We start from the raw sequence: 25068 nt of genomic DNA, 5'->3' as shown, positions 1-25068 counted from the left end.
GCTCAGGCGTGTCGCGCCAACCGAAATGCGGCGCCGTCGATCATCATCTGCAACCCGGCTTCGAAGAAGGCCTCGTGCCCGTAGTTGCGGTAATGCGTAATCGCCCGGCGCGTCAGCGGGAAAGCGATTGCAGCGGCATCGAGCTTTTCCTGCTCCGGCGGCGGGTCGGCCTGCTCCTCGATGACGCAGCCAACGGTGTAGCGATCGACCGCGACGAGCAATTCCATGGCGAATTCCACCTCCATGCCTGATTTGACGAGGATCGCGATATGGGCTTCGATATTGGCAAGATCCTGCGGATCGGCTTCAGTACCGGCATGCACCCGACCACCGTCGCGGTAGCTCAAGAGCGTGCGGCGGAAATTGCGGGCATTGTCGAGCATGAATTCCCGCCAGTCATCTGCCGAGGCCGGCCAGTCGTGTGTGTGGCCCCGCGCCATGATCTCCTCAGCCATCGCCTCGACAAGCGCCCGCTTGCTCTTGAAGTGCCAGTAGAGGGCAGGCTGGCGCACATTCAGCCGCTCGGCAAGCATGCGGGTGGAAAGGGCATCGATGCCCACCTCGTTCAAGAGCTTCAGCGCTTCGTCGACGATCTGCGCCCGATCCACTTTCATCGTTTTCGAATTCCCTGTTGCCATCTCAATTTATCAGCGATAAGGAACTTATCAGTGATAAATTTTCAGCCGATCCGATGAAAAAAGCGCTAGTCGTCGTCTATGCCACCGTAATCCTCGATGCCGCCGGCATTGGCCTGACCCTGCCGATCTTTCCGCGGCTGCTTCAGGATGTCGGCCATACCGACGATCTCGGATGGCGATTCGGCGCCTTCCTGGCCCTCTATGCGCTGATGCAGTTCATTTTCTCGCCGGTGCTCGGCTCGTTGTCGGACCGCTTCGGCCGCAAGCCGATCCTGATGCTATCGCTCGGTGGCGCGGCGATCGACTACGTGTTCATGGCCGCAGCGCCGTCGCTGTGGCTGCTCTTCATCGGCCGGGCGATCGCCGGCATTACGGGCGCCAGCAATGCGGTGGCCGCGGCATGCGTGACCGATATCACCGACGATGCGGAGCGCACGCGCCGCTTCGGCCAGCTCAGCGCCTGCTTCGGCATCGGCTTCATTGCCGGGCCGGCGATCGGTGGCGTGCTCGGAGAGTTCTCCGTGCGCCTACCCTTCATCGCCGCTGCCGCGCTCAATGCCGCCAACCTGCTGATGGCGCTATTCTTGCTGCCGGAGACGCGTAGATCTGGCACGGCTGCGGAGAAACAGGAGTTTTCGCCGCTTGCCCATTTCCGCTGGCTAATGGGCTACCGGCTGCTGCTGCCGCTTGCCGGCGCCTATTTCATTCTGGCGCTCGTCGGCGAAGTCGGCGGCACGATCTGGGTTCTCTACGGGCAGGACAAGTTTTCCTGGTCGCCGATGATGATCGGCATCTCGCTTGCCGCCTTCGGCTTCTTCCATGCCATCGTGCAGGCCTTCATCGCCGGGCCGATCAGCGAAAGATGGGGCGAGCACCGGACGCTCTTGATCGGCATCGTCGCCGACAGTGCGGCCTATATCATCATCGCGCTTTTGACGGAGGGATGGATGGCATTCCTGCTGATGCCGCTCTTCTGCCTCGGCGGTATCGGTGCGCCGGCCCTGCAATCTCTGGTGACGGCGCGCGTCGACGGCAATCATCAGGGACGTGTACAGGGATTGCTCGCGAGCACGACGAGCCTTGCCTCGATTATCGGGCCACTGGCGATCAGCACGATCTATTTCGCTTCGCGGGATATCTTTCCGGGGCTTGTCTGGGTGCTGGGCGCGGGTTTCTACGTGCTCTGCCTGCCGGTCGCCTTCACCCGCCGGCCGAAGGATGCCACGGCCTGAAAGTGGATGGCGGCGAGATAATCATCCCGCCGCCTGTTCCGATTACTTGATGCTGTTATTGGGCGACGCCGATCGAGGCGAGGTATTCGGCCGAAGCGATGATCTTCGACTTGTCCTTGATCTCGATGATCAGGCGCGGATTGCTTTCGACCTTGGCAAGCGCTGCGAAAACCGCACGCCAGTTGACGGTGCCCTCGCCGAGCGCCCAGTGTCGGTCGGCATAACCGTCGGCATCCTGCAGATGGACGTGGCCGAGGCGGTTGCCGGCGGCGTGAACGTAATAATCGACCGGCGGAGCGCCGGTATAGCCGTGAGCGTAATGCGCATGGCCGGTGTCGATGGAGACAGCGACTGCCGGCGAGTTGAAGCTTTCCGCCAAGGCTACGCGGATATGCGGATCCTTGTCTTCGATGTTCTCGATGACAAGGGTGCAGCCGATTTCCTCGGCGCGCTTCACCGCCTCGCGCATCGTCTGATGGCAATATTCAACGATCTTTTCGCGTTCGCCCTCGTTATTGTCGAGGTTGTTGTAGCTCCAGGTCGTGTAGGGGCTATGGACGACCATGTGCGTGCCGCCGATCGCAGCGCAGACATCGAGGCCCTGCAGCATGCGGCGGGAGACGACGGCGCGGATATCCGGATCCTGCGAGGCGATGATGAAGCCCCAGAACGGGCCATGGATGCCGACGCGGCCCTTGTAGCCGTCGAGCAGCTTCTTGACGTGATCGGCACGCGGCGTCCAGTCGCCGTTCAGCACCTCTGCATTGACGAAGCTCTGCAGCTCGAGATCGCGGGACTTTTCGAAGAGCCAGTCACGATGGTTTTCGAGTTCGTCGATCGTCATGGCTGCGCCGACGACGGGAAGTGAAGACATGGGGTTGCTCCGCTGATGGTATGGCCTGATTGGCGGGGAAGGATCGGCGCGTTCTATGCGCCTCTTCTGTGTCGCCGATATTACAGGCCGGTATCCCAGAAACAGCGGCTGCCAACCTGTCGCACTTGCGAAGCGGGAAGGCCATACCGATATGATCGTCGTCGGTTTCAGGGCTCGAGAGCGCGCAAAAGCCACCTCCGCTCGCCCTTCCCTGATTTTACGGCGGTTGCCAAAACGGCCGCAAAGGTCTATCGGACCGCCCCGCAAGAACAAGAAAGTGACATCATGTCCAACTCATTTGTGAAAACAGATGCCCGGACGGAGGCAAAGAGCTTCTTCGTGCTGGGCGACAAGGTCGAGCGACGGGCTCGCCTCACAGGCAACTGGCTCAACATCTTCGACGTGACGGTGGAGCCCCGCGGCAAGACGCCGCGCCACGCCCATGCAAGCCCGGAAGTCTTCCGGATCATCGAGGGTACGCTGACGATCTGGCGGCTCACAGATACCGGGCCGGAAGAGATCGAAGCGAGCGAAGGCGACATCGTCACCATCGCGCCCTTCATGGTGCATGGCTATTCCAACAACGGAACCGTCCCCGCGGTCTTTTCGGCTATCGTCGATCACGACATGGCCGAATTCATCGAGACCGAGGGTGTCACCGAACAGCCGCAGGACAGCCCGTCGCCGGAAACGGTGGCTCGTATGCGGGCGGCCGCAAACGCCCATGGGATCACGATCCTGGCGGCGTAGGTCGCATGCGCCGCAGCTGCAGGCAAAGAGATCGTCGAGGCATCACGCCGGCGTTAAACACATTCCCCATTTGACGACCCAACCGCTGCTTTCAATATTGCGCGCAGCAGTTGATGCGCTAGCATATACTTCGCCGTGGTTGGGGATTTGTAATCGTGTTTCTGCGCAGTGTCGTTTTTGGGTTTTTCGCATTCCTTACCTCGTTCGGAAACGCATGCGCAGACATTACAATAGAGCGTGTGCCGATTGATAATTCCGTTCCAGTTCTCCTCCTCAAAGGTGAATTTAGCAAATCCGACAATCCAGAACTGCTTGCCCGCGAAGTTGCGGCAAGCGGAGCCAGAGTAATCACCTTCGACAGTAATGGCGGCCACGTTCTCTCTGCGATGGCCTATGGGAGAATGATCCGCTCGCTAGGATTATCAACTCTGCAGCTCCGGTCCTCATAATGTGCCTCTGCCTGTGCGCTGGCGTTTGTCGGCGGCGTGAACCGCGAAGCGGACCCAGGCGCGATCGGCGTCCACCAGTCTTCCTTCTCGCCAGAAAGCAATATCGAAGGCAATGCCGCCGTCGCCGCGGTTCAGGCGATGACCGCAGAGATCATGACATACCTCATCGAGATGGATGTCGATCCCAAGCTGCTCCAGCTTAGCTTATCGGTTCCCAGCGATGACATGCGATATCTCACTGCAAAAGAAATGCAGAACTACAAGGTCACTTGGGGCAGCCTGCCCGCCCTGCCGGAGCGGGCGGCATCGCCCGGAGCTGCTCCGACCACCGTCCCGCCCTCGGCAAATGCTGAATTCGCTCCACTGACGATAGAGCAGAGGGCCCTCGTCTTTGTTACTGCCTACTACAGCGCATGGTCCCACGGGAACGCCGAAGCGGTTGTTTTTATGGAGGAGGCTTACGCCGATACAGTGGACTTTTATGGGAAGCCGACCCCCAAGGCGGTCGTTATCGGTGAAAAGCGGGACTTCGCATCAGGGTGGCCGATCCGGGCCTATAGTATAAAACCCGGGTCGGCGCGGATAACCTGCTCCGAGACCTGCAGGATAGACGGCGTCGTTGATTGGTACGCAAAGCGCGATGTGGGTGACCGCGTATCTTCGGGAACGGCGGAATTCTCTCTGGTTTGGGACCAGAGGGCCGGAACTATTATCTCGGAGACGGGCAAAGTCATAGAGACCGACAAGGGCGCGTCCCAACCCATTCGCCTGATATCGCAATGGCAAGAGCAGAATACTACGTGCCGAGGCGGCAGCGGGGATTCTGCTGAGACGCTGGCCGCTTGTAACAAGCGCGAGGCCATCGGGACGAAGCTCCAGGCTGTGGGCTGGTGTTATGGCCGTGAAGGCGAGTACGGGTATCAGATGGAGTGGCATGCTTGCGACGTCGCATCATCTCAAGAAAACGGAGCGGTCGCCGCAACGTCTGCGGCAACTAAGGTCAAGCGGCCAAACGCATCCGACTTCCCAATTCAAAGCCGGTTTACCGGAAAGACAGTGTTGCCGGACTTCAAAGGGCGTGACCGAGACTTCAACAATTTCAGAACACGCATCCGCGAGGGAATGCGCGAAGGACCGAATTTTGCCGGACGCTACACGCTTATTCAGATTGGTTGCGGTACCGGGTGCTCCTTCGTCATAGTCGCCAACAACCAGACAGGCCGCCCGGGATCTTTCCCTCGTGGTGGCGAAGACAACCTGTATTTGAATTTGGAATATAGCCGGGACAGCCGCCTTGTTGCCACTCAGTGGCTGAATTACGATGTCAATAAATGTTTCGTCGAATTCTTCGACTTCGACGGCAATACGTGGAAGCCCATCAGCAAGACTGAGATCGGCGACACCGAAGTCTGTTACAAGCCGATAGAGGAAAACCTTCGCTGAACTTACCGATTCATGTCGAGGGTCGGAAATCTCGAAGCGTCGACGCGGTGATCCGACTGTCGCCTGATCGGGTCGGCCCTTGCGGCCGATCCCTCTCCTCTGAAAACTGTCATAGAACGGCCCTATAAGGATTTTGCCCGGCGCCTCTTGCGCCGGATACGTTTCATCGACAGAATTGCGGCATGCCTGACAACGACCCTTCCAGTACCAATCCCGCCTCAACCAGCCGGGAGATTCCGGCCGACGATGGCGGAGATTACTGTTGTAGCAAGCGCGTTTCTTCCCGCTTCGGTTCAGGCATATCAAGGCTGCGCAGGGCGCGGCTCATCTCCAGGCTATCGCAACAGATCAAGCTCCCGATGTCGTCGACATCGGGCCGGTCGCCTATTGTTTTCATCTCAGAGGAGCGGCCCTTTATGACAGCGGCCGCATTTAACACCTGATGTTCTTCGACTGGATATCCGACCCTTCCGCCTGGGTTGGTCTGGCCACGCTTATCGTGCTCGAGATCGTTCTCGGCATCGACAATCTCGTCTTCATCGCGATCCTCGCCGACAAGCTGCCGCCGCATCAGCGCGACAAGGCGCGGCTCGTCGGCCTCGCGCTCGCGCTCGTCATCCGCATGGGGCTGCTTGCCTCCATTGCCTGGGTGGTGACGCTGACGACGCCGCTCTTCTCCATTCTGGGTTTCGACCTTTCGGGGCGCGACGTCATCCTGATCGTCGGCGGCCTCTTCCTGCTCTTCAAGGGTACGATGGAGCTGCATGAGCGGCTGGAAGGCCATGTCGAGCATGACGACAAGAAGATCATCCATGCCGTCTTCTGGCAGGTGATCGTGCAGATCGTCGTGCTGGATGCGATCTTCTCGCTCGACAGCGTCATCACCGCCGTCGGCATGGTGCAGCATCTGCCGGTCATGATGATCGCCGTCATCATCGCCGTCGGGGTCATGCTGCTCTTGTCGAAGCCGCTCACCTCTTTCGTCGGCAAGCACCCGACCGTCGTCATCCTTTGCCTCGGCTTCCTGATGATGATCGGCTTCTCGCTGATCATCGAAGGCTTTGGCGTCCACCTGCCGAAGGGCTATCTCTACGCGGCGATCGGCTTCTCGGTGACCATTGAGGCGCTGAATCAGCTCGCGCGCCACAACCGCGAGCGGCTGATCACCCCGACCAACATCCGCGAGCGTACCGCCGATGCCGTGCTCGGCCTGCTCGGCGGCAAGCGCCCGCAGGTGACGCTCGGCTCGACCGCCGAACTGATCGGCGAGCAGACGGCAGAGGAGGATGTCTTCTCGTCGGAGGAAAAGGACATGATCCAGGGCGTTCTGGCGCTTGCCGGGCGGCCGGCGAAATCGATCATGACACCGCGCATCGACGTCGAGTGGCTGGACCTCGATGCGCCGGCGGAGGAACTGCAGCACCGGATCGTCGAGCTTGGCCATTCGCGCTTTCCCGTCGGTCGCGGCAGTCTCGACAAATTCATTGGTGTGGCAAGCGCCCGCGACCTGATGCGCGATATCATCCAGGAGGGCGCAATCAATCCGGAGCGTTCCATTCGCCAGCCACTTGTGGTGCATGAAAGCCTCAGCGCCCTGAAACTCATGGAACTGCTGCGTCAGTCCGGTCAGGCAATCGCCATCATCCTCGACGAGTATGGCGATCTGGAAGGCATCGTGACGACGACCGACATTCTGGAGGCGATCGCCGGGGAATTCCCCGACGAAGACGAGGAGAAGCTGACCATCGAGCGCGGTGGTGACGGCGCGCTGACGGTGGATGGCTGGATCGACATCCGCCACGCTTCCAAGCTGCTCGATGACGACCTCGTTGACGATGCCGACCGCTATTCGACACTGGCTGGCTTCATCCTCTGGCGTCTCGGGCATCTGCCGCATGAAGGCGAGGCCTTCACCGCCGGCGATCTGGCCTTCGAGGTGGTCAAGCTCGATGGCCGCAACATCGACAAAGTTCGCATCCGCCGCGTCGAGGACGTGGCCTGATATCAGGAGAAAAACGATGGCATGGTCAGCCAGCCAATATGTGAAATTCGAGGATGAACGCACCCGCCCGGCGCGCGACCTGCTGGCGCAGGTGCCGTTGACGGAGCTTCGCCACGCGGTCGATCTCGGCTGCGGGCCGGGCAATTCGACCGAGCTGATCATCGATCGTTACGGCGCGCAGAATGTATCCGGCCTCGACAGCGACCTGAACATGCTGGAGGCGGCACGCAAGCGCCTGCCGGGCACGGCTTTCGTCGAAGCCGACCTTTCCATCTGGCAGCCCTCCGAACCGGCAGACCTGCTGTTTGCCAACGCCGTCTTCCAGTGGCTGCCCAACCATCTCGACATCTTCGACCGGTTGATGGACGGACTGGCACCGGGTGGCGTGCTTGCCGTGCAGATGCCAGATAATCTCGGCGAGCCGAGCCATCTGATGATGGAGGAAACGGCACATGCCGGTTCATGGAAGGCCGCCTTCGAGAAGAAGAGCGCTCGTCGCAACATGCTGCCGCCGCCATCGACCTATTACAGCCGGCTGATCGCCAAGTCTTCCCGCGTCGACATCTGGCACACGATCTACAATCATCCGATGGACAATGCCGCTGCGATCGTCGAATGGGTCAAGGCAACGGGCCTGCGCCCCTATCTCGACCATGCCGGTGAAGAGCATCGCGAGGCATTTCTCGCCGACTATCTCGAACGCATCGACCGGGTCTATCCGAAGGCAGCCGATGGCAAGGTGCTGCTCAAGTTCCCGCGGCTCTTCATGGTGGCCGTAAAGGCCTGACCGGGAAGCCCCAGCATTTTTAGCGCCGGCAGCGATCTGCGTGATTGCTGCCGGCGAAGCTTTCTCAGCCATCCGCAAGCCACACGCAAAGTTTGAAGTATAGCGGTTCGTCCTGGGGTTTCTCAATCCAGACGTGCTTTCGCGATGTTACCGACATCGATCGCTATCCATTAAACGCCTTTGCGCCATCATGTGCGGGGCCTGACAAAGAGATTTTGAGATGGTTTCTTCTGTTTCCAACATCCGGCTGCAGACAGCGCAGATAGCCTTGCAGGTGATCAAGAGCGGCTCCTCCGACAGCAGTTCCAGCAGCTCGACCGATCATGACTATTCCAGCCTTCCCTCGCAGTCCCGCTCGGCGCTGTCGGTCATGCTCGACAAGATCAACTCCGGCAAGACGGGGTCCACGGACGCATCCGGCAACACCACCGCCAGCACCGATATCACCACCGCCTCCTTCATGGCGCTGCTGCGCCAGAACATGACGGCTGCGGCAGATGCCAAGGGCCCCGGCAGCCAGGAAGCCGCCATGCTTGCCGCCTTCAAGAAGGGCCAGCTGACGGTCACCGATCCGACCCAGGGCGTTTCCATCAAGGCCTGGGACGTGACCGATCCCAAGGAAGCCGATGTCGACCAGAAGAAGGGCACCGACATCAAGACCGACGACTGGAATAACTTCCTGCGCGACCATCTGCAGCGCGACTCCCATGCGCGCCTCGTCAGAAGCGAAAACGGCAGCTTCATCGAGAAAGGCACCGGCAACGAGGTCTATTTCGGCCAGGTCGGCACGCAGAATTATTACATCACCTGGCCGGTAAAGACCGAGACGGAGGCGGCCAGCGGCACAGGTGACAAGCCCGCGACTGACACATCTGCATCCAAGCCGGCCACCGACACGACCACGGACAAGCCTGCCACCAAGGCGTAAGCCATCCATCATCGTAAGAGGGCCATTGCGGAAAGACCTTCCGCAATGGCCTTTTCATGTCAGGCTCCCAAAAGCTCGATCAGCGACAAGATCGCGGTCGCGAGAATAACGAGGCCAAAGCAGATGTTGAGCACCCGTTCGCTCGACGGCTCCATTTGCACTTTGCCGAGAACAACGCCGAGCCACAGCCAGAAAATATCGACGACGATCATGACGAGGACGCAGAGTGCCCATTTGGCCTGCATGTCCAGCGCGCCATCCTGCGAGAGCCGGTATGCGGCGAAAAGAGAGGCGAAGGCGATATAGGCCTTGGGATTGGTGAGGCCAAGCACGACACCGCCGGCGATGGTCGGCGAGGCTTGCCGCCGTGTGGCCGAGAGATCGGCGCCGACTGGCGCAGAGGCGATCTTCCAGGACAGCCAGACGAGATAGAGGGTGGCAGCGACCGTCATCACCAGCATTGCCAGTGGGATTGCCTCAATCAACGATAGCAGGCCGGCGGCGGCCGCGGCGGCGGCAACGGCCAAACCGATCTGCAGACCGAGATAGAAACGCAGGCCCGTCACCATCCCGTGGAGACGTCCAATCGCCAGAAGGGCAGCGATGGCAGGGCCCGGCGAACCGAGAAGCGCCAAGGCGGCCATGACGAAGAAGCCTGCACTGACGAGATCGATCATAGAGCCCTCAATCACATAATGATATCTGTATATCTTTATGTGATTTCGACGTGGTGTCAAACGCTTGTTATCGTTGAACCGCAAGGTGCTTGCGGCGCAGCCGGAGCGCTTTATATTCGGCCGGACAATCCAGCAGGAGATGGCACATGGACGCTCACCCCACCCCGCCCGTCACTCTCGTCATCTTCGGCGCCACAGGCGACCTGACACGGCGACTGCTGGTTCCGGCCATCATCAACCTCACGCGCAGTCGCCTTGTCGGCAAGGACCTAGACATTCTCGGCGTCGGCATCGAGCCCGGTGACGACGAGTTCCTGCGCCAGCGGCTCGACGCTTTTCTCAGCCATCTCGAGGGCGATGAAGCGACTGACAAGGATGAAGCCTGGGAGAGCCTGCGGTCGCGGATTTCCTATCTGCAGGGTGATTTCACCAAAGACGACATCTTCCTCGAAATCGGCAAGCGCCTTGGCAAGACCTGCAATGCCGCCTTCTATCTCGCCGTGCCGCCGACCTTCTTCGGGCCGATCGTCGAGAAACTTGCCGGTCTCGGGCTGATGAACGAGAGCGAGGGCTGCTTCCGCCGTGTAGCGATCGAAAAGCCCTTCGGTACTGACCTTGCCTCGGCCCGTGCCTTGAACGAGCGCATCCTCGCTCAGGTCGAAGAAAGCCAAGTCTACCGGCTCGACCATTTCCTCGGCAAGGAAACGGTGCAGAATCTGATGACGGCGCGCTTCGCCAACATGATGATCGAGTCACTGTGGAACAACCGCTATATCGACCACGTTCAGATCACTGCTTCCGAGATCGTCGATGTCGGCACGCGCGGCAAGTTCTACGATGCGACCGGCGCGTTGCGCGACATGATCCCCAACCACCTGTTCCAGCTTCTGGCGATGATCGCCATGGAGCCGCCGAACAGTTTCGATGCCGAAGCGATCCGCAACGAGAAGAGCAAGGTGCTCAAGGCGTTGCGCGTCTATACACCGGAAGAAGCCAAGGCGAATGGCGTGCGTGGCGCCTATACCGCGGGTCCGCTCAATGGCAACGACCTGCCCGCTTATCGCGAGACAAAGGACGTTTCGCCTGACAGTAAGACCGAGACCTATGTGGCCTTGAAGCTTTATGCCGATACCTGGCGCTGGGCCGGCGTCCCCTTCTATCTGCGCACCGGCAAGGCGATGACGGCGCGCGATACGGAAATCGTCATCACCTTCCAGCGCGTTCCTTTCGCGCAGTTCCGTGAAACGGAAGCCAACCGCCACCTGCCGCCGAACAGGCTGGTCATTCAGGTTCAGCCAGACGAAGGCATGAGCATGGAGATCTCCATCAAGTCGCCGGGGCAATCGGTCGATACCGTGCCGGTGTCTCTCGATTTCCGCTATGCCGACAAGTTCGATATCGGCAAGACGACCGGTTACGAATCCCTGCTCTATGATCTGTTTATCGGCGACCAGACACTGTTCCAGCGCGCCGACGGCATCGAGGCCGGCTGGGCCGCCGTTCAGCCCTTTCTGGAAGAGTGGGCAAAGGATGACCGTATCCCGGACCCCTACGCTCCCGGCAGCATGGGACCCACTTGCGCCGACGAGCTTATTCAGCGCGACGGCCGCGAGTGGCATGAACTGGGCGTGATCCTGCACAGGGACGGCAAATAGCCATTCCTGCTTCTTTCATTCTATACTATCCCGTCAGCGGCACGCTGCTGTCAACGTGCCGTCGCGTTCGGCCGTGCGGTAGGCGCGCGTGCCGTGCCGCGGGCAATCCGTCCGGTCGGACGGAATGACGACGGTGATATTGTCGCTCTCGACGGGATCGAGCGGAATCGAAAAAGTATTACTTGATTCCGCGTCCGGCACCGTGCCGGGCGGCATGCCGCCGAAGCGGCCGGAATAGTCCATATCACCGAGGGCCTGGGAAAAGGCCGGAGCGGCGAACCCGAGGAGAATGATCGAGGCTGCTGCAATAACCGTACGCATGATCATATTCCTTCTTATCTGGCCGATATGAAACGGGATTTGGGTATCCATCGTTCCAGCCGATCCGGCCGTCGGTGAAAAGATCCGGCATCATCTAATCTAGGAAAGGTTAGCGCTGATTTCCATCCGGCGAATGGATTGATCAGACCATTAAAGCGTGTCGCGATCTTTCAGATTCGCTTGCCACGCTTTAGGCTCTTGTTTTCGCATGTCGTTACCGCAAAACCGCTGCACACTTTTGCGCGACATGCTTAGAAGGCGATTGATGCGTTGACGAAGAATGTGCGCGGCTGGCCCACGAACTTGCCGCCATTATTGTCCGTCGAGCGGGTGAAATATTCCTTGTCGAACAGGTTCTTCACGCCCAAGGCGAGTTGCGGCGCATTCTTCCTGTCTTCCGGCTGATAGGCGACGCGCAGGTTGACGGTGCCGTAGCCGGGAATATCGCCTAGGCGGCCCGTCGCATCCTCTTCCGTCACATAGGTCGCGCCGGCATCGGCAGATCCCGGCGAATGCTGCTTTGACTGCGCCTGCAGGTCGGCATTGAAGATCCAGTCGTCGTAGCGGTAACGCGCGCCGAGCGAGGCGACCTGACGCGAATAGAACGGCAGGTCGCGGCCTTCGAAGGCGCCGGCCTGATAGGTCGCTTCCGTATAGGTATAGCTTGCAGACAGCGACAGGCCGTCGAGCGCCGGCACGACATCGCCGATATCGTAGTTGATGGCGGACTCGATGCCGCGGTGGCGGGTGGCGCCGAGATCGGTCCAGATGCCTTCGCCGACGATTGTACGGCCGAGATAAAGCTCCTTGTCGAAATCGATATTGAACGCCGTCAGCTCGGCATTCCAGTTGTCGCCTTCATAATGCAGGCCGATTTCGTAGGTCGTTGCCTTCTCCGGATGCAGGCCGTCGGTGGTGGAGGCAAGCTGGCTATATTGCTGCGGGCCGAAGGAGACGCCGACATTGCCGAAGACGGTCAGCTCGTTGGTGAGCCGGTAGGAAGCCGACAATGTCGGCAGGGCTTCGTTCGCCTCGACCGAGGGAGAGATCGCGCTGGTGACTGCGCCGCTGGTGGCGAAATTCACGACATCGTTGTGCGTGCTGATCATCTCATAGCGAATGCCTGGTGTGATGGTCCAATCACCGATCTCGATCTTGTCGTCGATGTAGAAGGCATGCGCGATCGTGCCGCCGTCGCTCGTCTGATAGGTCGGTGCGGCACGCGTGGTCGGATTGATGCCCGAAGCCCTGTTATAAAAAGCCGAGCGGGCGGCGACTTCAGAGCTTTCCTCCCAGAGATAACGATAGCCGACCGTCACTTCCTGGGTAATGCCGCCGAGCTCGATCAGGCGCGAATAGCGCGGCTCGATGCCGAAATAGCTGTAGCTGCGCGGGGCCGAGGTCAGGCGGTAGAGGCCGGCGCTGGCGCCCGTACCCTGCTGCTCGACATTGCTGGTGCGGAAGGAATCCACATAATAGGTCAGCACTTCGAAATTGTTGTCGCCGTCATCATGCTGGTAGCGCAGCGAGATATCGTTGCGGCGGCCGCTGAAATCATCATAGCGACGGGTGGACTGATAGGGATCGGCATCATATTGGGCGCTCGTCAGGCCACCGGGCATCTTGCCCTCACCCTCGTAGTGGTGGAACTGGATGCCGAGCTTGTCCGTATCTGAGAACTCGTAGCTGCCCTTGGCGATGATATCGTCGATATCGGTGCGGTCGTTGGCGTCGCGATAACCCTCGCCATGGATGCCGGAATAGAGGATCGCAGCGCCGAGCCCGTCATCATTCGTGCCGCCGATCAGGAAGTTCGGGGTCGCCTTCACGTGGCCGTTGTTACCGGCGATCTCTGCGCCCGAGGAGAAGCGTGCGGTGAAATCCTCCGGGATCGGATGGGTGACGAAATTGATGATGCCGCCGACATTCTGCGGTCCGTAGCGCACGGAACCTGCGCCACGGACGACGTCGATCGTTTCGACGTTGCCGAGTGTCAGCGGGAAGAGCGAAAGCTGCGGCTGGCCATAAGGCGCATAGGCCAGCGGAATGCCATCCATCAGCACGGTGGAGCGCGGCGAAAGGCGCGAAGTCAGGCCGCGCACGCCGAGGTTCAGCGACACATCGCTGCCGCCCGTGCCGTTGGCCTCCTGTACCTGAACACCGGGGATCTGATTCAGCGCATCGCGAATATCCTGTGCGCCACGCTCTTCGAACTGCTCGCGATCCAGGATCGTGCGGGCGCCCGGATGTTTCAGCACCTTGTCCTCGTTCGGCTCCTCCAGCCAGTTGCCGGTGATCTTGATCGTTTCGAGCTGGGTCACACCGCTGGCAGCTTCCTGTGCGAGTGTCGATGTAGCGGAGGCCAGAAGGGCGACGGTGAGAGCGAGATGCTTTCCTTGGAATTTGGGGGCAAACATGGGGATTTTCCGTAGGCGTTTGAAAAGGAGAATTTCGACAACAGGCCGCCTTGCCGGAAATGCCGGGCATTCCAGTGCAAGTGACGGTTTTTATTGAAGGATTATCTGATATTAGCCGCTCGGCGGGCGCCGGTGTCTGGGCACGGTCTCATAGGCGAAAGGACGGCGTATCGCCGTCTTGCTGCAATTGAACAGGCACGTCATGCGATAACCCCGACAGTCGACGCCGCTCACGACGTCAATGTCGCGTTCACTACAATATTGTAGTGCGCATTTCAATAAACATAACTCTATTCCTCATGTTTATTTTCATGCGCCGGGAATGCCGAGAATTTGCCGGGAAACTCAATCGTTCCTGAGTGCCTGATCCCGCAGGTCGGCGAGCCGGCGCTTGGCATCCGTCGCCCGCTGCTGGTTGCGGACCGCGACTCCATAAACAAGGAGATCGGCGATGACGATGGCGCCGATGCTCCAGCTTGCAAGCCTGGAGGGCGCGCCGATGCAGGTCAAAACGGCCGAAACCTTATCGGCATATGTCGCGCGCAGTTGCACGCCGCAGACCAGAACGATCTTGCAGCCGATATCCTGGATCTGCCGGACGATGAGCTTGAGTTCAGCGGTCTCGCGCACGGCATGGAACATGACGATGACATCAGAAGGCCTGACATCGATCAGCTCATTGGCAAGCGTAAAGCCCGACGCCCCGGAACAGCGGGTCCGCACGCCGGCGCGGCTGAGAGCAATCGCGCAATGGCGTGCTTCGACCTCGGCGGTGCCCATGCCGATGCACCAGACAGTGTCGGCCTCCTCGATGACCGAAATGGCAGAGGCGAGCATTGCGCCGTCGATCTGCTCCTCGGTGGAGCTCAGCACTTCGCGGGCGGTCGCAAACATCTGCCCGGCAACCTTTTCCAGATCGTCACCGGTTGCGCGAAAGCGCTGCTCCAGACGCTCACTGGTGGAAATGGTGCGCGCCATGACCCGGCCCGATACCCGCTTCAGCTCCGGCAGGCCGGTAAAACCCAGACGCTTGGCAGTCCTGATGACCGTCGCATCGCTGGTGCCGGTCTCGGCGGCGATCTCCTCGGCGCTGCGAAAAATCAGCACGTCGATCGGCATCTTCACCAGATGCTCCGCCACGGCCAGCTCTGAACGGCTCAGTTTGGTCCTGTGCTGCTCGAAATGCTCTCTCAGCACCGATGACGATCGATCGCTTCCGTTCATCCGCCCTTCCCTAGATGATATTCAGAAAGGCCGAATAACCGACTTTAGAGCTGAGAGGAACAGGAAACCACCCGTGTCTTCCTCAACCTGCAATATGCAGGTTCAGGCTTTCCCCCATGAACGGCCGATCACCCTCACCTTTCTGGCCATGACCGACGCTCCAGCGAGACGGCCAGACAAGGCGCTCGAATCCTGTCGAGGCAATTGCTTCAGAGGACGACCAGGCCTCGCTGCCTGTCCCGCGCCAGAGCACCCCACCTGGCCCCATGCCGCTATGCAGGAGGAGTTGAAGAGTGAAATCCTCGCCGGGTGGCAGGTCTGGGCCAAAGAAATAGTAGGGGCTTCGGCCGGGATCGCGGCCGAGGATGAGCGTCAGTTGTTGCTGCCTGCCACGCAGGCCAAGCCATAGCGGTGCCAGCCCTTTTTCGCCGAAAGCCGAAAAGATCGTCTGCTGCGATGCGCAGGGCTCAGGCGCCGTCCGGCCACCCAGGCGGAATTCGACGATACGGTCCGTGCCCACCGGGCCCGACCAGCGCGCTTCGCTTATCCCGTAAACAATGCCATGCCATTTGTCCTCGCCCGCAGGCATAGGAGGCCATTGCAGGCGTTCGCGTACCGTGCCTTCAGTATCGAGAACCTGATAGCGCAAGCCATCCTCATCGAGCGCTGCCTGGATGCAATGGAGATATTCGACGCCTTCCGGCATCCGGTGCGCCGTGCCGGCACCCGCCGTGCAGATCTGCAGCACGCCGCGATGGGCCTGGACATCGAAGGCCAGAATATGGCTGCAGCAATAGGCAAAGACGCCGGCCTCTACGAGAATATCCCAGAAGCGCTCGGTATATTCATGGCCGATCTCGCGCTGATAGGCGCCGGCGTAACCATTGACCGGAAAGACCGGGTGATGGCCGAGCACCAGCTTGTAGCGGGCATCGGCATGCGCCTTCAGCGTCGCTTCCAGCCACTCCGTTTCAACATGACCTTCGCCGCCGAGACCGCTGCATAGCGTATGGACGAAGACCATGAGCAGATCGCCGCGGCGAACCCAATAGGCCAGCCCCTCCTGCCCCGCCGGTCCGTTTGCCGGAAGGCCGAGCGTGCCGCGAAAGATTGCCTCGCTCATCTCGTCATAGGTCGTGTGGTTACCGGTCGTGTGCCACATCGGAATTTTGGTGCGGTCGAGCCAGGCCATCTCGACATCAAGCCAATGCCGCCATTGGGCATGCAACGAGGCTTCATCCGCCGTCAGGCCTATGATCTCATCGCCGGGAAAGAGAATGAATTGCGGCTGCGGTTCAAGCCTGCGCAGGACGGCATTCACCGATGCAAAGGTCCGCTCGTGCAGGGCGCCGGCAACGCCCGAGCAGGAATCGCCATAGAGCACGAATTGATGGCCGGCAGCCTTTGGCAGCAGCGCTTTGATGGAGGATGCGTCGGTCATAAAAACACACGAAAATGAAAGATGGAAAAGCTTTAAAAACAAAACCCCCGGACGGAGCCGGGGGCTTATCGAAATGATGGATCGTCCTAGACGAACTGGCTGAGGCCTGGCACGGAGGCGACCACCTGGTCGACCACATCGTCGCCGGCATGTTGCCTGGCAATGGCGATGGTTTCCTTGGCGAGCGAGGTGATCTCGCTCATGCCGAGGCCTTCGCTCATCAGCTGCTGGCCGAGGCCCATGATGCCGCCACCGCCGAGCGCGCCCATCAGGCCGCCGAGCAGACCGCCGCCACCGCCGGAGCCTTCGCCGTTGAACTGGGCAACGAGTTCGGTGGCGCCGGGGATCTTTTCGATCATCTCGGCGACCGGGCCGTCGGCCGCTTCGCGCTGCAGGAAGCCGAGCATCATGCCGAGCGCTTTTTCGGCCAGATCAGGCGCAATACCCACGCGATTGGCGATTTCAGTCACAATCTCATTCATCGTCTGCCTCCTGTTTTGACGTTAACGTCAACGTCAACGTAATCGAATCGAGGCGGCAACTCAAGCGGCTCTCTTTGCGGTATCCGCTTCTGCTTTTCCTTTTAACGCAGACAGTTGTCCGTCTCCCGTCGCCTGCTTATAACAGAGAAACGATATTTGCATGAATGTGCGAAAAGAGGATCCTCGCATATTCTGGAACTGAGCTGCGGCATCGACCGAGGAGACATTTTTACATGCTCGAGGACGGCAAGATTTTCATCGGCGCAAGCCGCAATCCTGATGACAGCATCAACAAGGGCGAATATCTCGACCTCAAATTCGGCAATCGCCACGGGCTCGTGACCGGCGCCACCGGCACCGGCAAGACGGTGACGCTGCAGGTGCTGGCGGAGGGCTTTGCGAGGGCCGGCGTGCCGGTTTTCGCCGCCGACATAAAGGGCGACCTTTCGGGTATCGCCGCCAAGGGCGAGCCGAAGGATTTTCTCACCACGCGCGCCGAGCAGATCGGCTTTACCGATTATGAATTCGAGCAGTTTCCGGTCATCTTCTGGGATCTCTTCGGCGAGAAAGGCCACCGGGTTCGCACGACCGTCGCCGAGATGGGGCCGTTGCTCTTGGCCCGCCTGATGGATGCCTCCGAGCCGCAAGAAGGCGTCATCAATATCGCCTTCAAGATCGCCGACAAGGCCGGCCTGCCGCTGCTCGATCTCAAGGATTTCACGGCGCTGCTCAACTACATGGGCGAAAATGCCTCCGAGCTTTCCAACCAGTTCGGCCTGATTTCCAAGGCTTCCGTCGGCTCGATCCAGCGCGCACTTCTCGTGTTGGAGCAGCAGGGGGCCGAGCATTTCTTCGGTGAGCCGGCGCTGAAGATTTCCGACATCATGCGCACCTCGAACAATGGCTACGGGCAGATCTCGGTGCTTGCCGCCGACAAGCTGATGATGAACCCGCGCCTCTACGCCACCTTTCTGCTGTGGCTGCTCTCCGAGCTTTTCGAAGAGCTGCCGGAGGTTGGCGATCCCGACAAGCCGAAGCTGGTCTTCTTCTTCGATGAGGCTCATCTGCTCTTCAACGACGCGCCGAAGGTGCTGACCGAGCGCGTCGAGCAGGTGGTGCGCCTCATCCGCTCCAAGGGGGTCGGCGTCTATTTCGTGACGCAGAACCCGCTCGACGTGCCGGAAACGGTGCTCGCCCAGCTCGGCAACCGCCTGCAGCATGCGTTGCGCGCCTATTCGCCGCGCGAGCAGAAGGCGGTGAAGACGGCGGCCGATACCTTCCGCCCCAATCCGGCCTTCGACTGCGCGACCGTCATCACCAATCTCGGCACCGGCGAGGCGCTCGTCTCCACGCTCGAAGCCAAGGGGGCACCTTCGATCGTCGAACGCACGCTGATCCGGCCGCCGTCAGGCCGCGTCGGACCTGTGAACGATGCCGAGCGCCAGCAGATCATGGACCATAGCCCCGTGCTCGGCGTCTATGACGAGGATGTCGACCGCGAATCTGCTTTCGAGTTGCTCGCAGCACGTGCCAAGAAAGCCGCCGATTCCGAGGCTGCCAAGCGGGCGCAGGAAGAGGCCCCGGCGCCGCAGGAGGGCAGCACGACCTCCGGCTGGACGCTGCCCGGCTTCGGCGGCAGCGATGACGACAAGCCTACAGATCGCGGCCAATCACGCGGCCGCTCCGGTTACCAGCGCGAAACAGTCGTGGAAGCAGCCATGAAGAGTGTGGCGCGTACGGTGGCCACCCAGGTCGGCCGGGCGCTGGTGCGGGGCATATTGGGAAGCCTGAAGCGGTAGCAGATAGGTCAGGTCAGCGCTTGCGGACGAATTCCGTCCGCAAGACGAGGCCCTTGATCGTATCGTGACGGCAGTCGATCTCTTCCGGATTATCCGTCAGACGGATGGAACGGATGACCGTGCCCTGCTTCAAGGTCTGGTTGGCGCCCTTTACCTTGAGATCCTTGATCAACGTGACGGAATCGCCGTCCTTCAACACGTTTCCGGCGGCGTCGCGAACCTCGGACGCAGCCTGTGCAGCTGCGGCCATTTCGGAAGCCGGGCGCCATTCGCCCGTCGCCTCGTCATAAACATATTCGTCGTCACCACCCGCCATTGCATTCGCCCTCGATCAGGAATTTCCTCAGTCCATCGACGGCCGCTTATAACGATCACACGATGCTGTGCAACTAGTGTGGCAAACAGCCAGGCGAAATGCATCCGGCTGGGATCAGGGCGCGTTCCGGCCTTTGCGATAACCGCTAACTTGCGCGCCATGTTCCGGAATGGGGCCGGTGGGCAGATGTCGGCGACACGGCGGCCATATGCGACGGCGCATCAGGAACAGTGCGAGCGCCGAAAGGCAGATGGAAATTTCCAGCAGGAATGTCCAATGGAGCAGGAAGCTGATGATCCAGTTGGAATGGGTTGCCGTTACTCGAACTAGCTCAAATTCACGGAACGAAAAAGGAGCCAACCAATAGAGCGGTGCCGCGACCGTATCCATGACCATGTGCAGCATGGCGGCTGCGAAGAAGACGCAACCTGCCGGAAGCCAGGCCGGGCGCAGCCACTTCAGGAGCGGCAGGATCAGGATCGCCGAGACAAGCCAGAAGAGCGGCCAATGCGTGATATAGGCATGATGATGGATCTTGCCGCCCGACGCGTAGAAATAGGCCATGTCAAAATCCGGCGCGACACTGCCGATCAGAGCCGCCGCGATGATGGCAGGGGACGACGCTCTGCGTCGCGCGGCAGTTCCAAGAATATAGCCTGCCGGCAGATGGGCGATGAGCATGCCGCCTCCCTTGAAAATATCCTGACATCGCTAGGCAGCGATTGTGTCGGGATCAAAGCGGCCGCGACATGAAGACTTCGGTGTGGCTGATTTCGGCAGGCACGGTGTGAAACGGGGGCAGTGGACGAAACCGAAGGCTTCGTAGAGGGAGAGTGCGCTCTTCAAATAGGCGGCTGTATTGACGAGCATGGTGGTGCGTTTGCTCATCTTCTTCGCTTCGTCGAACACCCGCTGCATCAGCACATTGCCGATGCCCCGGCCGCGAAAGGCGGGATCCACGTAGAATTTGTGGATCTCCATGGCGTCGGCCTCGAATGGTGCGAGCGCGATGCAGCCTGCCGGTGCTCCCTCCCATCTGGCGAGAAACATCATCGCTTCGTTGGAACTGTATTTCCGGGCGAGGCTTTCATGATTTTCGCCGTGGAAAAGCGTCATGACGATCTCGGCAGGAACGCCATGATCACGCCCCATCTCAACATCCAGGGCACCGAGCGCCTCGCAGAAGCCGGCGGCAACCACGAAATCCTCTGTACTGCCTGCCCTCGAAATGGAAATCATCCCGCGTCCCCCAATCCCGGATGATGATGACCTTTCATACCATCTGAGCGTGTTTACTGCTATCATGATCCCTTGTTTCCAACCGCGAGCAATGGTATTTCCGTCTTGAAATCGAGAAAGAAAGGAGGGCCGCGCGTGAATATGTATTTCCGGCATCATCGCCAGCGTGGCCCAGTCAACGCCCTGCAGATGCGTTTGCAGGGCTGACCAGAGACCGTTTCTCGCAAATCTCTTCCTGGTCCGCCCCTTGTGGCACTGCTGCACCTCAATGCCCGCCATTCGAGCTGCAAGCATTTCATAATCCGCCAAGCAAAACGCGCTTTTCCGTTGATGGCTGAAGCCCCGGATAGGTGCGATCGATTGGCAAGACCAGGATACGATCATGACCCTCATCAATATCCGCAATCTCGGTATCGTGCTGTCGGCGCCGCTGTTTTCGAAGCTCAATCTCGTCGTCAATGCCGGCGACCGGATTGGCCTCGTGGCCGCGAACGGACGCGGCAAATCCACGCTGTTGCGGCTCATGACCGCGACGCTGGAGCCGACCGAAGGCGAGATCACCAAGGCGCGCGGGCTGACCATCGGCCATGTGGAGCAGAATGTGTCGCCGGCCCTTCTCGACGCCACTTTCCGTGACGCTGTGCTTCTGGCCCTTCCGCCTGAGCAGGCCGAAAGCGAGAGCTGGCGCGCCGACGTCGTGCTGGAATCGCTCGAAGTGCCGGAGGAGCTGCGCGAGCGACCGCTAAAACAGCTCAGCGGCGGATGGCAGCGGCTGGCGCTGATCGCCCGCACATGGGTGAACGAGCCGGACGTGCTGCTGCTCGACGAGCCGACCAACCATCTCGATCTCGAAAAGATCGCGCGGCTGGAAGGCTGGCTGAACGCATTGCCGCGGGACACGCCCGTTATCATCTGCAGCCACGACCGTGCCTTTCTCGATGCGACCACCAACCGGACACTCTTCCTGCGGCCAGAGCAATCGCCTGTCTTCTCCCTGCCCTACAGCCGGGCGCGCACCGCGCTCGACGAGGCGGATGCTTCCGATGCGCGGCGATACGAAAAGGACATGAAGACGGTCGAGCAGCTTCGCAAACAGGCGGCGAAGCTCAACAATATCGGCATCAATTCCGGCAGCGATCTGCTGGTCGTGAAGACGAAGCAACTGAAGCAGCGTGCCGAGAAGCTGGAGGAGGCCACCAAACCTGCCCATCTCGAACGTTCGGCAGGCGCAATCCGCCTCGCCAATCGCGGCACGCATGCCAAGGTTCTTGTCACACTTGAGGACGCGGAGGTCACCACGCCTGACGGCACGCTACTCTTTCGCACGGGAAAGCAGTTCATCTGCCAAGGCGACCGCATCGTGCTGCTCGGCCTCAACGGCGCCGGGAAGTCGCGGCTGGTCTCCATGCTGCGGGCTGCGATCGCCGAGCCGGAAACGGCAAAGGCGGGCATCAAGGCGACGCCCTCGCTTGTGCTCGGTTATGGCGACCAGCTGCTTGCCGATCTCAGCGATGCGGATACGCCGCTGCAGACGATCATCCGCCGCTTCGATGTCGGCGACCAACGGGCGCGCTCGCTGCTTGCCGGTGCCGGCATGACGATCGAGATGCAGGGCAAGCCGGTGAAGCTGCTCTCCGGCGGGCAGAAGGCACGGCTCGGCATGCTGGTGCTGCGGCTGACGCAGCCGAATTTCTACCTGCTGGACGAACCCACCAACCACCTCGACATCGAGGGGCAGGAAGCGCTGGAAGGCGAGTTGATGGCGCAGGAGGCGAGCTGCCTGCTCGTCTCTCACGATCGTAGCTTTGTGCGGGCGGTGGGCAACCGCTTCTGGCTGATCGAGCGGAAGAAACTGGTGGAAGTGGAAAGCCCGGAAGGGTTCTTTGCGAGTGTGGGTGGGGCGGGATAACTGGGCTTGGAGACGGGTTTTCGTCTTCTGGTGTGCCGTGTGGCCCCCTCATCCGCCCTTCGGGCACCTTCTCCCCGCTGGGGAGAAGGGTTATGCCGCCCGCCTTTGCCCCAGGCACCGGGCTGAACTAGGTAAGCCCTCTCCACGAGTCTCTTCTCCCCAGCGGGGAGAAGGTGCCGGCAGGCGGATGAGGGGGCCACACAGCACACCCTTCCCTGCCCTCGTTCCTGTATTCGTTACAGAAACGAGGAAGCACGCGAGATGCGTGCCTCCATTAACACAACACCTACCGCTTGCCCGCCGATAGGCAGAAATAGGCGCCTTGCGGATCTATCGCCTGACAGACCCAGCCGCCGGGGACCTCCATAGGGCCGTTGACGACCTTGCCGCCGCCGGCATTGACGCGCTCGATCGCGGCGTCGAGTGTCGGCACTGTGAAGTAATAGGACCAGAAGGCCATGCCGACTTCCGGCGGACGGGTCATCATGCCGCCGGTCTGTTTTCCTTGCGCGGCAAAAATGTGGTAGATGCCCATCGGCCCCATGTCGAAGTCCTGATCCTTCGTCCAGCCGAAGCGCTTGGAATAGAAGTCGAAGGCCTTGGCGCCGTCATTGGCGTAGAGCTCGCGCCAGCCGACATGGCCGGGCGTGTCGTAAGGCAGTTCCGGCGGCGGATTTTCCATCGGCAGCGGCGTCATGATGCAGAGCACTGCTCCATCAGGATCGGCTACGACGGCAAAGCGGCCTATGCCTGGAATATCCGCCGGCTGGCGGCGGACGGTACCGCCGTTTGCCGAGAAGTCGCGTGCCGATTGATCAGTATTGTCTACGGCGACATAACCGGTCCAGTTCGGCGGAATGCCCTGCCCTTCCAGCTCTGCCGGAAAGGGCATCATGCCGGCGACCCTGACGCCGTTTGCTTCGAAGATGGTGTATTCCGGCTGGTCTGCCGCCGGCATTTTACCCGACGTCCAGCCCACGACCGAGCCGTAGAATTTCGCCGCCGCATCCGGATCCGGCGTCATCAGTTCGCACCATATGAACTTGCCATGCGTATTGGACATCGTGTCCTCCTCGGTCCACGCTTGAGTTCTGTCTCTTGTTTTCAAGCAATTCCGGACGCAAAACCGCTCTCGCACTCTTGCTGGAATTGGCCTTGATGTGCCCCGGCGATTTCAGCCCTTGCGGGTATATTTGACTTCCATGAACTGCTTCCAGGTGCCGTCAGCTTCCTTGACGCTCGATGTGAAGGTTCTGACGTTGTCGTCGAGAAAGGCGATCTGCTCGCGATAGTCGGCAAGGCCATCGCCTTCGAAAGCCAGGCCCCTGGTGTAGAGCGACAGAACGTTACCYGGGGGCTCGATCTCGCCCTCATAGGTCCACATGTAGTCCATCATCGAGCCGATCCAGCTGCCGACATATTTGCTTTTACTCGAGTCGTAGCCGAGGGTAAGGATCGTCGTTGCCTGCTTGCCGTCGCTCATTTCACCGGCCCCTTCGGCAATGAACCAGATACCTTGCAGGGAGCGCACGGTCTCGTCCCAAGGCTTATCTCCGGTCATGTCTGAAGCGGCGACGGTCCAATCACCCACCATTCTTTCCAGGAAAGCATGCTCCTTCAGCACTTCTGCAGTCTTCATCGTCCTTCTCCTCCGGATGATGGTTGGCTGGGTCTAGTGACAGCAGGATGAAGCTTGGGTGGCTTTCTCATATTCGTCGTGACGCTTCACGAAATCCATGGTCGAATCTTCGTTGCGACCCTTGGGGGCATGATCCAGGATCATCAATGTTCCAAGGATTTCCTCCGCGCCTCGGGCATAGCTCGAATAGGTATGGAACACTTCGCCCTTCTCATTTTTGTAGAAGGCCGAAAGTCCGGGCAGTTCATCATTGGCGTCAGCGGGTGCTATCGGAGAGAAATTATAAAAGACCTTGTCTTTGGCAAGATCCTCGGGCGTGAAAGATACGTGATAATCGAAGTTGAAATCGCTGCCGAAGGACGAAACCCAGGGGAAATTCCAGCCCATGCGCTTTTTATAGGCCTCGATCTTGGCGAGCGGCGCGCGGGCTACGGAAACGAGTGTCACGTCGTGATGGTTGAGGTGGGGCAGCGTGCCATCGAGATGATCGCCGAGGAATGAGCAGCCGGGGCAACCGGCCTCCCATTCGGGGCCGAACATGAAGTGGTAGACCATCAGCTGGCTGCGGCCATCGAAAAGGTCGGCGAGCGATTTCGGCCCCTGCAGCGTGTCGAACGTATAGTCCTTGTCGACCTTCACCCAGGGCAAAGCCATGCGTTCGGCATTCACCTTGTCTCTCAGATGGGTCGCCTCTTTCTCTCTCAAGAGCAAAGCTCGGCGAGCTTCAAGCCACTCCTCGCGGGAAACGACGGGATTTTGAGTCACCTTGTTCAACATGATCTGCGCCCTCCTCCGGCGCTGCCGGCATTTTCCGGCAGATAGTCTCCTCTTCTTGACTAAATAGAT

General features: G+C 60.1%; 24 protein-coding genes. 9 read left to right on the top strand and 15 right to left on the bottom strand.

What is annotated here, in order from left to right:
• Window positions 1–2: 2 nt before the first annotated feature.
• Window positions 3–614, bottom strand: coding sequence for a tetracycline resistance transcriptional repressor TetR (gene tetR, locus AC1D35_RS10235; RefSeq protein WP_113311749.1), 612 nt, complete (start codon window positions 612–614; stop codon window positions 3–5).
• A 77-nt stretch (window positions 615–691) separates the two neighbouring features.
• Here tetR and tet point away from each other — a divergent pair, with 77 nt between their 5' ends.
• The gene (gene tet, locus AC1D35_RS10230) at window positions 692–1870 is read left to right on the top strand and encodes a Tet(A)/Tet(B)/Tet(C) family tetracycline efflux MFS transporter (RefSeq protein ID WP_113311704.1); all 1179 of its coding nucleotides are present in this window, start codon (window positions 692–694) and stop codon (window positions 1868–1870) included.
• A 55-nt stretch (window positions 1871–1925) separates the two neighbouring features.
• Here tet and AC1D35_RS10225 read toward each other — a convergent pair whose 3' ends face one another.
• Window positions 1926–2744, bottom strand: coding sequence for a sugar phosphate isomerase/epimerase family protein (locus AC1D35_RS10225; RefSeq protein WP_113311703.1), 819 nt, complete (start codon window positions 2742–2744; stop codon window positions 1926–1928).
• Window positions 2745–3029: 285 nt separating this feature from the next.
• Here AC1D35_RS10225 and AC1D35_RS10220 point away from each other — a divergent pair, with 285 nt between their 5' ends.
• A complete protein-coding gene (locus AC1D35_RS10220; RefSeq protein WP_113311702.1) occupies window positions 3030–3494 on the top strand; it encodes a cupin domain-containing protein in 465 nt (154 codons plus the stop codon).
• 53 nt (window positions 3495–3547) lie between these two features.
• On the opposite strand, the gene AC1D35_RS10215 is transcribed toward AC1D35_RS10220, so the two are convergent.
• Complete coding sequence (locus AC1D35_RS10215) at window positions 3548–3868, bottom strand: hypothetical protein (protein WP_477854616.1); 321 nt, start codon at window positions 3866–3868, stop codon at window positions 3548–3550.
• 111 nt (window positions 3869–3979) lie between these two features.
• Between AC1D35_RS10215 and AC1D35_RS10210 the strand changes: the two genes are divergently transcribed.
• The 4 genes from AC1D35_RS10210 (at window position 3980) to AC1D35_RS10195 (ending at window position 9103) form a co-directional block, all read left to right on the top strand.
• Window positions 3980–5386: a hypothetical protein gene (locus tag AC1D35_RS10210; protein WP_477938569.1), complete on the top strand. Its 1407-nt coding sequence runs from the start codon at window positions 3980–3982 to the stop codon at window positions 5384–5386.
• 442 nt (window positions 5387–5828) lie between these two features.
• Entirely contained in the window at window positions 5829–7388 is a 1560-nt protein-coding gene (locus AC1D35_RS10205; protein ID WP_113311700.1) for a TerC family protein, read from the top strand.
• A gap of 16 nt (window positions 7389–7404) precedes the next feature.
• Window positions 7405–8175, top strand: a complete 771-nt coding sequence (gene tam, locus AC1D35_RS10200) for a trans-aconitate 2-methyltransferase (RefSeq protein WP_113311699.1) — start codon at window positions 7405–7407, stop codon at window positions 8173–8175.
• Window positions 8176–8395: 220 nt separating this feature from the next.
• Complete coding sequence (locus AC1D35_RS10195; protein ID WP_113311698.1) at window positions 8396–9103, top strand: hypothetical protein; 708 nt, start codon at window positions 8396–8398, stop codon at window positions 9101–9103.
• Window positions 9104–9162: 59 nt separating this feature from the next.
• Here AC1D35_RS10195 and AC1D35_RS10190 read toward each other — a convergent pair whose 3' ends face one another.
• A complete protein-coding gene (locus tag AC1D35_RS10190; RefSeq protein WP_113300253.1) occupies window positions 9163–9780 on the bottom strand; it encodes a LysE family transporter in 618 nt (205 codons plus the stop codon).
• A 146-nt stretch (window positions 9781–9926) separates the two neighbouring features.
• Between AC1D35_RS10190 and zwf the strand changes: the two genes are divergently transcribed.
• A complete protein-coding gene (zwf, locus tag AC1D35_RS10185; protein ID WP_113300252.1) occupies window positions 9927–11435 on the top strand; it encodes a glucose-6-phosphate dehydrogenase in 1509 nt (502 codons plus the stop codon).
• 33 nt (window positions 11436–11468) lie between these two features.
• Here the strand turns inward: zwf and AC1D35_RS10180 are convergent, their stop codons facing one another.
• The 5 genes from AC1D35_RS10180 to AC1D35_RS10160 all read right to left on the bottom strand — a co-directional run bounded on the left by AC1D35_RS10180 (window position 11469) and on the right by AC1D35_RS10160 (window position 17320).
• On the bottom strand, window positions 11469–11756 hold the full coding sequence (locus AC1D35_RS10180; RefSeq protein WP_113311748.1) for a hypothetical protein: 288 nt from the start codon (window positions 11754–11756) through the stop codon (window positions 11469–11471).
• Window positions 11757–12007: 251 nt separating this feature from the next.
• Window positions 12008–14173 (bottom strand): TonB-dependent siderophore receptor, encoded by a 2166-nt coding sequence (locus tag AC1D35_RS10175; protein WP_113311696.1) that lies wholly within the window; start codon window positions 14171–14173, stop codon window positions 12008–12010.
• A 345-nt stretch (window positions 14174–14518) separates the two neighbouring features.
• Window positions 14519–15397 (bottom strand): MurR/RpiR family transcriptional regulator, encoded by an 879-nt coding sequence (locus tag AC1D35_RS10170; RefSeq protein WP_113311695.1) that lies wholly within the window; start codon window positions 15395–15397, stop codon window positions 14519–14521.
• An 82-nt stretch (window positions 15398–15479) separates the two neighbouring features.
• Window positions 15480–16838 (bottom strand): metallophosphoesterase, encoded by a 1359-nt coding sequence (locus AC1D35_RS10165; protein WP_113311694.1) that lies wholly within the window; start codon window positions 16836–16838, stop codon window positions 15480–15482.
• An 86-nt stretch (window positions 16839–16924) separates the two neighbouring features.
• A complete protein-coding gene (locus AC1D35_RS10160) occupies window positions 16925–17320 on the bottom strand; it encodes a hypothetical protein (RefSeq protein ID WP_113311693.1) in 396 nt (131 codons plus the stop codon).
• Between the two features lie 233 nt (window positions 17321–17553).
• Here AC1D35_RS10160 and AC1D35_RS10155 point away from each other — a divergent pair, with 233 nt between their 5' ends.
• The gene (locus AC1D35_RS10155; RefSeq protein WP_113300246.1) at window positions 17554–19119 is read left to right on the top strand and encodes a helicase HerA-like C-terminal domain-containing protein; all 1566 of its coding nucleotides are present in this window, start codon (window positions 17554–17556) and stop codon (window positions 19117–19119) included.
• Between the two features lie 13 nt (window positions 19120–19132).
• Here the strand turns inward: AC1D35_RS10155 and AC1D35_RS10150 are convergent, their stop codons facing one another.
• The 3 genes from AC1D35_RS10150 to AC1D35_RS10140 all read right to left on the bottom strand — a co-directional run bounded on the left by AC1D35_RS10150 (window position 19133) and on the right by AC1D35_RS10140 (window position 21058).
• Window positions 19133–19435 (bottom strand): alkylphosphonate utilization protein, encoded by a 303-nt coding sequence (locus tag AC1D35_RS10150; RefSeq protein WP_113311692.1) that lies wholly within the window; start codon window positions 19433–19435, stop codon window positions 19133–19135.
• Between the two features lie 114 nt (window positions 19436–19549).
• Window positions 19550–20116: a metal-dependent hydrolase gene (locus AC1D35_RS10145; RefSeq protein ID WP_113311691.1), complete on the bottom strand. Its 567-nt coding sequence runs from the start codon at window positions 20114–20116 to the stop codon at window positions 19550–19552.
• A 30-nt stretch (window positions 20117–20146) separates the two neighbouring features.
• On the bottom strand, window positions 20147–21058 hold the full coding sequence (locus AC1D35_RS10140; protein WP_477938568.1) for a GNAT family N-acetyltransferase: 912 nt from the start codon (window positions 21056–21058) through the stop codon (window positions 20147–20149).
• On the opposite strand from AC1D35_RS10140, the gene AC1D35_RS10135 reads away from it, so the two are divergent.
• Entirely contained in the window at window positions 21057–22583 is a 1527-nt protein-coding gene (locus tag AC1D35_RS10135) for an ABC-F family ATP-binding cassette domain-containing protein (RefSeq protein ID WP_113311690.1), read from the top strand. The two genes, AC1D35_RS10140 and AC1D35_RS10135, sit on opposite strands and share 2 nt — an antisense overlap.
• 286 nt (window positions 22584–22869) lie before the next feature.
• Here the strand turns inward: AC1D35_RS10135 and AC1D35_RS10130 are convergent, their stop codons facing one another.
• The 3 genes from AC1D35_RS10130 to AC1D35_RS10120 all read right to left on the bottom strand — a co-directional run bounded on the left by AC1D35_RS10130 (window position 22870) and on the right by AC1D35_RS10120 (window position 24999).
• Window positions 22870–23646 carry a VOC family protein gene (locus tag AC1D35_RS10130; RefSeq protein WP_113312141.1) on the bottom strand — a complete coding sequence of 259 codons (777 nt, stop codon included), beginning with the start codon at window positions 23644–23646 and terminating at the stop codon, window positions 22870–22872.
• A gap of 111 nt (window positions 23647–23757) precedes the next feature.
• Window positions 23758–24222, bottom strand: coding sequence for a DUF1579 domain-containing protein (locus AC1D35_RS10125; protein WP_113300240.1), 465 nt, complete (start codon window positions 24220–24222; stop codon window positions 23758–23760).
• A 33-nt stretch (window positions 24223–24255) separates the two neighbouring features.
• The gene (locus tag AC1D35_RS10120; protein ID WP_113312140.1) at window positions 24256–24999 is read right to left on the bottom strand and encodes a DUF899 domain-containing protein; all 744 of its coding nucleotides are present in this window, start codon (window positions 24997–24999) and stop codon (window positions 24256–24258) included.
• Window positions 25000–25068 lie beyond the last annotated feature (69 nt).

The organism is Rhizobium sp. P1_E6, assembly GCF_056405875.1.
This window is presented reverse-complemented; position numbering and strand designations above follow the sequence as displayed.

Coding starts and splice junctions, on each gene's coding strand:
- tetR (WP_113311749.1), bottom strand. CDS start 614: ATGAAAGTGGATCGGGCGCAGATCGTCGACGAAGCGCTGAAGCTCTTG.
- AC1D35_RS10135 (WP_113311690.1), top strand. CDS start 21,057: ATGACCCTCATCAATATCCGCAATCTCGGTATCGTGCTGTCGGCGCCG.
- AC1D35_RS10170 (WP_113311695.1), bottom strand. CDS start 15,397: ATGAACGGAAGCGATCGATCGTCATCGGTGCTGAGAGAGCATTTCGAG.
- AC1D35_RS10220 (WP_113311702.1), top strand. CDS start 3,030: ATGTCCAACTCATTTGTGAAAACAGATGCCCGGACGGAGGCAAAGAGC.
- AC1D35_RS10130 (WP_113312141.1), bottom strand. CDS start 23,646: ATGTCCAATACGCATGGCAAGTTCATATGGTGCGAACTGATGACGCCG.
- AC1D35_RS10140 (WP_477938568.1), bottom strand. CDS start 21,058: ATGATCGTATCCTGGTCTTGCCAATCGATCGCACCTATCCGGGGCTTC.
- zwf (WP_113300252.1), top strand. CDS start 9,927: ATGGACGCTCACCCCACCCCGCCCGTCACTCTCGTCATCTTCGGCGCC.
- AC1D35_RS10195 (WP_113311698.1), top strand. CDS start 8,396: ATGGTTTCTTCTGTTTCCAACATCCGGCTGCAGACAGCGCAGATAGCC.
- AC1D35_RS10165 (WP_113311694.1), bottom strand. CDS start 16,838: ATGACCGACGCATCCTCCATCAAAGCGCTGCTGCCAAAGGCTGCCGGC.
- tet (WP_113311704.1), top strand. CDS start 692: ATGAAAAAAGCGCTAGTCGTCGTCTATGCCACCGTAATCCTCGATGCC.
- AC1D35_RS10160 (WP_113311693.1), bottom strand. CDS start 17,320: ATGAATGAGATTGTGACTGAAATCGCCAATCGCGTGGGTATTGCGCCT.
- tam (WP_113311699.1), top strand. CDS start 7,405: ATGGCATGGTCAGCCAGCCAATATGTGAAATTCGAGGATGAACGCACC.
- AC1D35_RS10190 (WP_113300253.1), bottom strand. CDS start 9,780: ATGATCGATCTCGTCAGTGCAGGCTTCTTCGTCATGGCCGCCTTGGCG.
- AC1D35_RS10225 (WP_113311703.1), bottom strand. CDS start 2,744: ATGTCTTCACTTCCCGTCGTCGGCGCAGCCATGACGATCGACGAACTC.
- AC1D35_RS10180 (WP_113311748.1), bottom strand. CDS start 11,756: ATGCGTACGGTTATTGCAGCAGCCTCGATCATTCTCCTCGGGTTCGCC.
- AC1D35_RS10150 (WP_113311692.1), bottom strand. CDS start 19,435: ATGGCGGGTGGTGACGACGAATATGTTTATGACGAGGCGACGGGCGAA.
- AC1D35_RS10120 (WP_113312140.1), bottom strand. CDS start 24,999: ATGTTGAACAAGGTGACTCAAAATCCCGTCGTTTCCCGCGAGGAGTGG.
- AC1D35_RS10145 (WP_113311691.1), bottom strand. CDS start 20,116: ATGCTCATCGCCCATCTGCCGGCAGGCTATATTCTTGGAACTGCCGCG.
- AC1D35_RS10205 (WP_113311700.1), top strand. CDS start 5,829: ATGTTCTTCGACTGGATATCCGACCCTTCCGCCTGGGTTGGTCTGGCC.
- AC1D35_RS10155 (WP_113300246.1), top strand. CDS start 17,554: ATGCTCGAGGACGGCAAGATTTTCATCGGCGCAAGCCGCAATCCTGAT.
- AC1D35_RS10175 (WP_113311696.1), bottom strand. CDS start 14,173: ATGTTTGCCCCCAAATTCCAAGGAAAGCATCTCGCTCTCACCGTCGCC.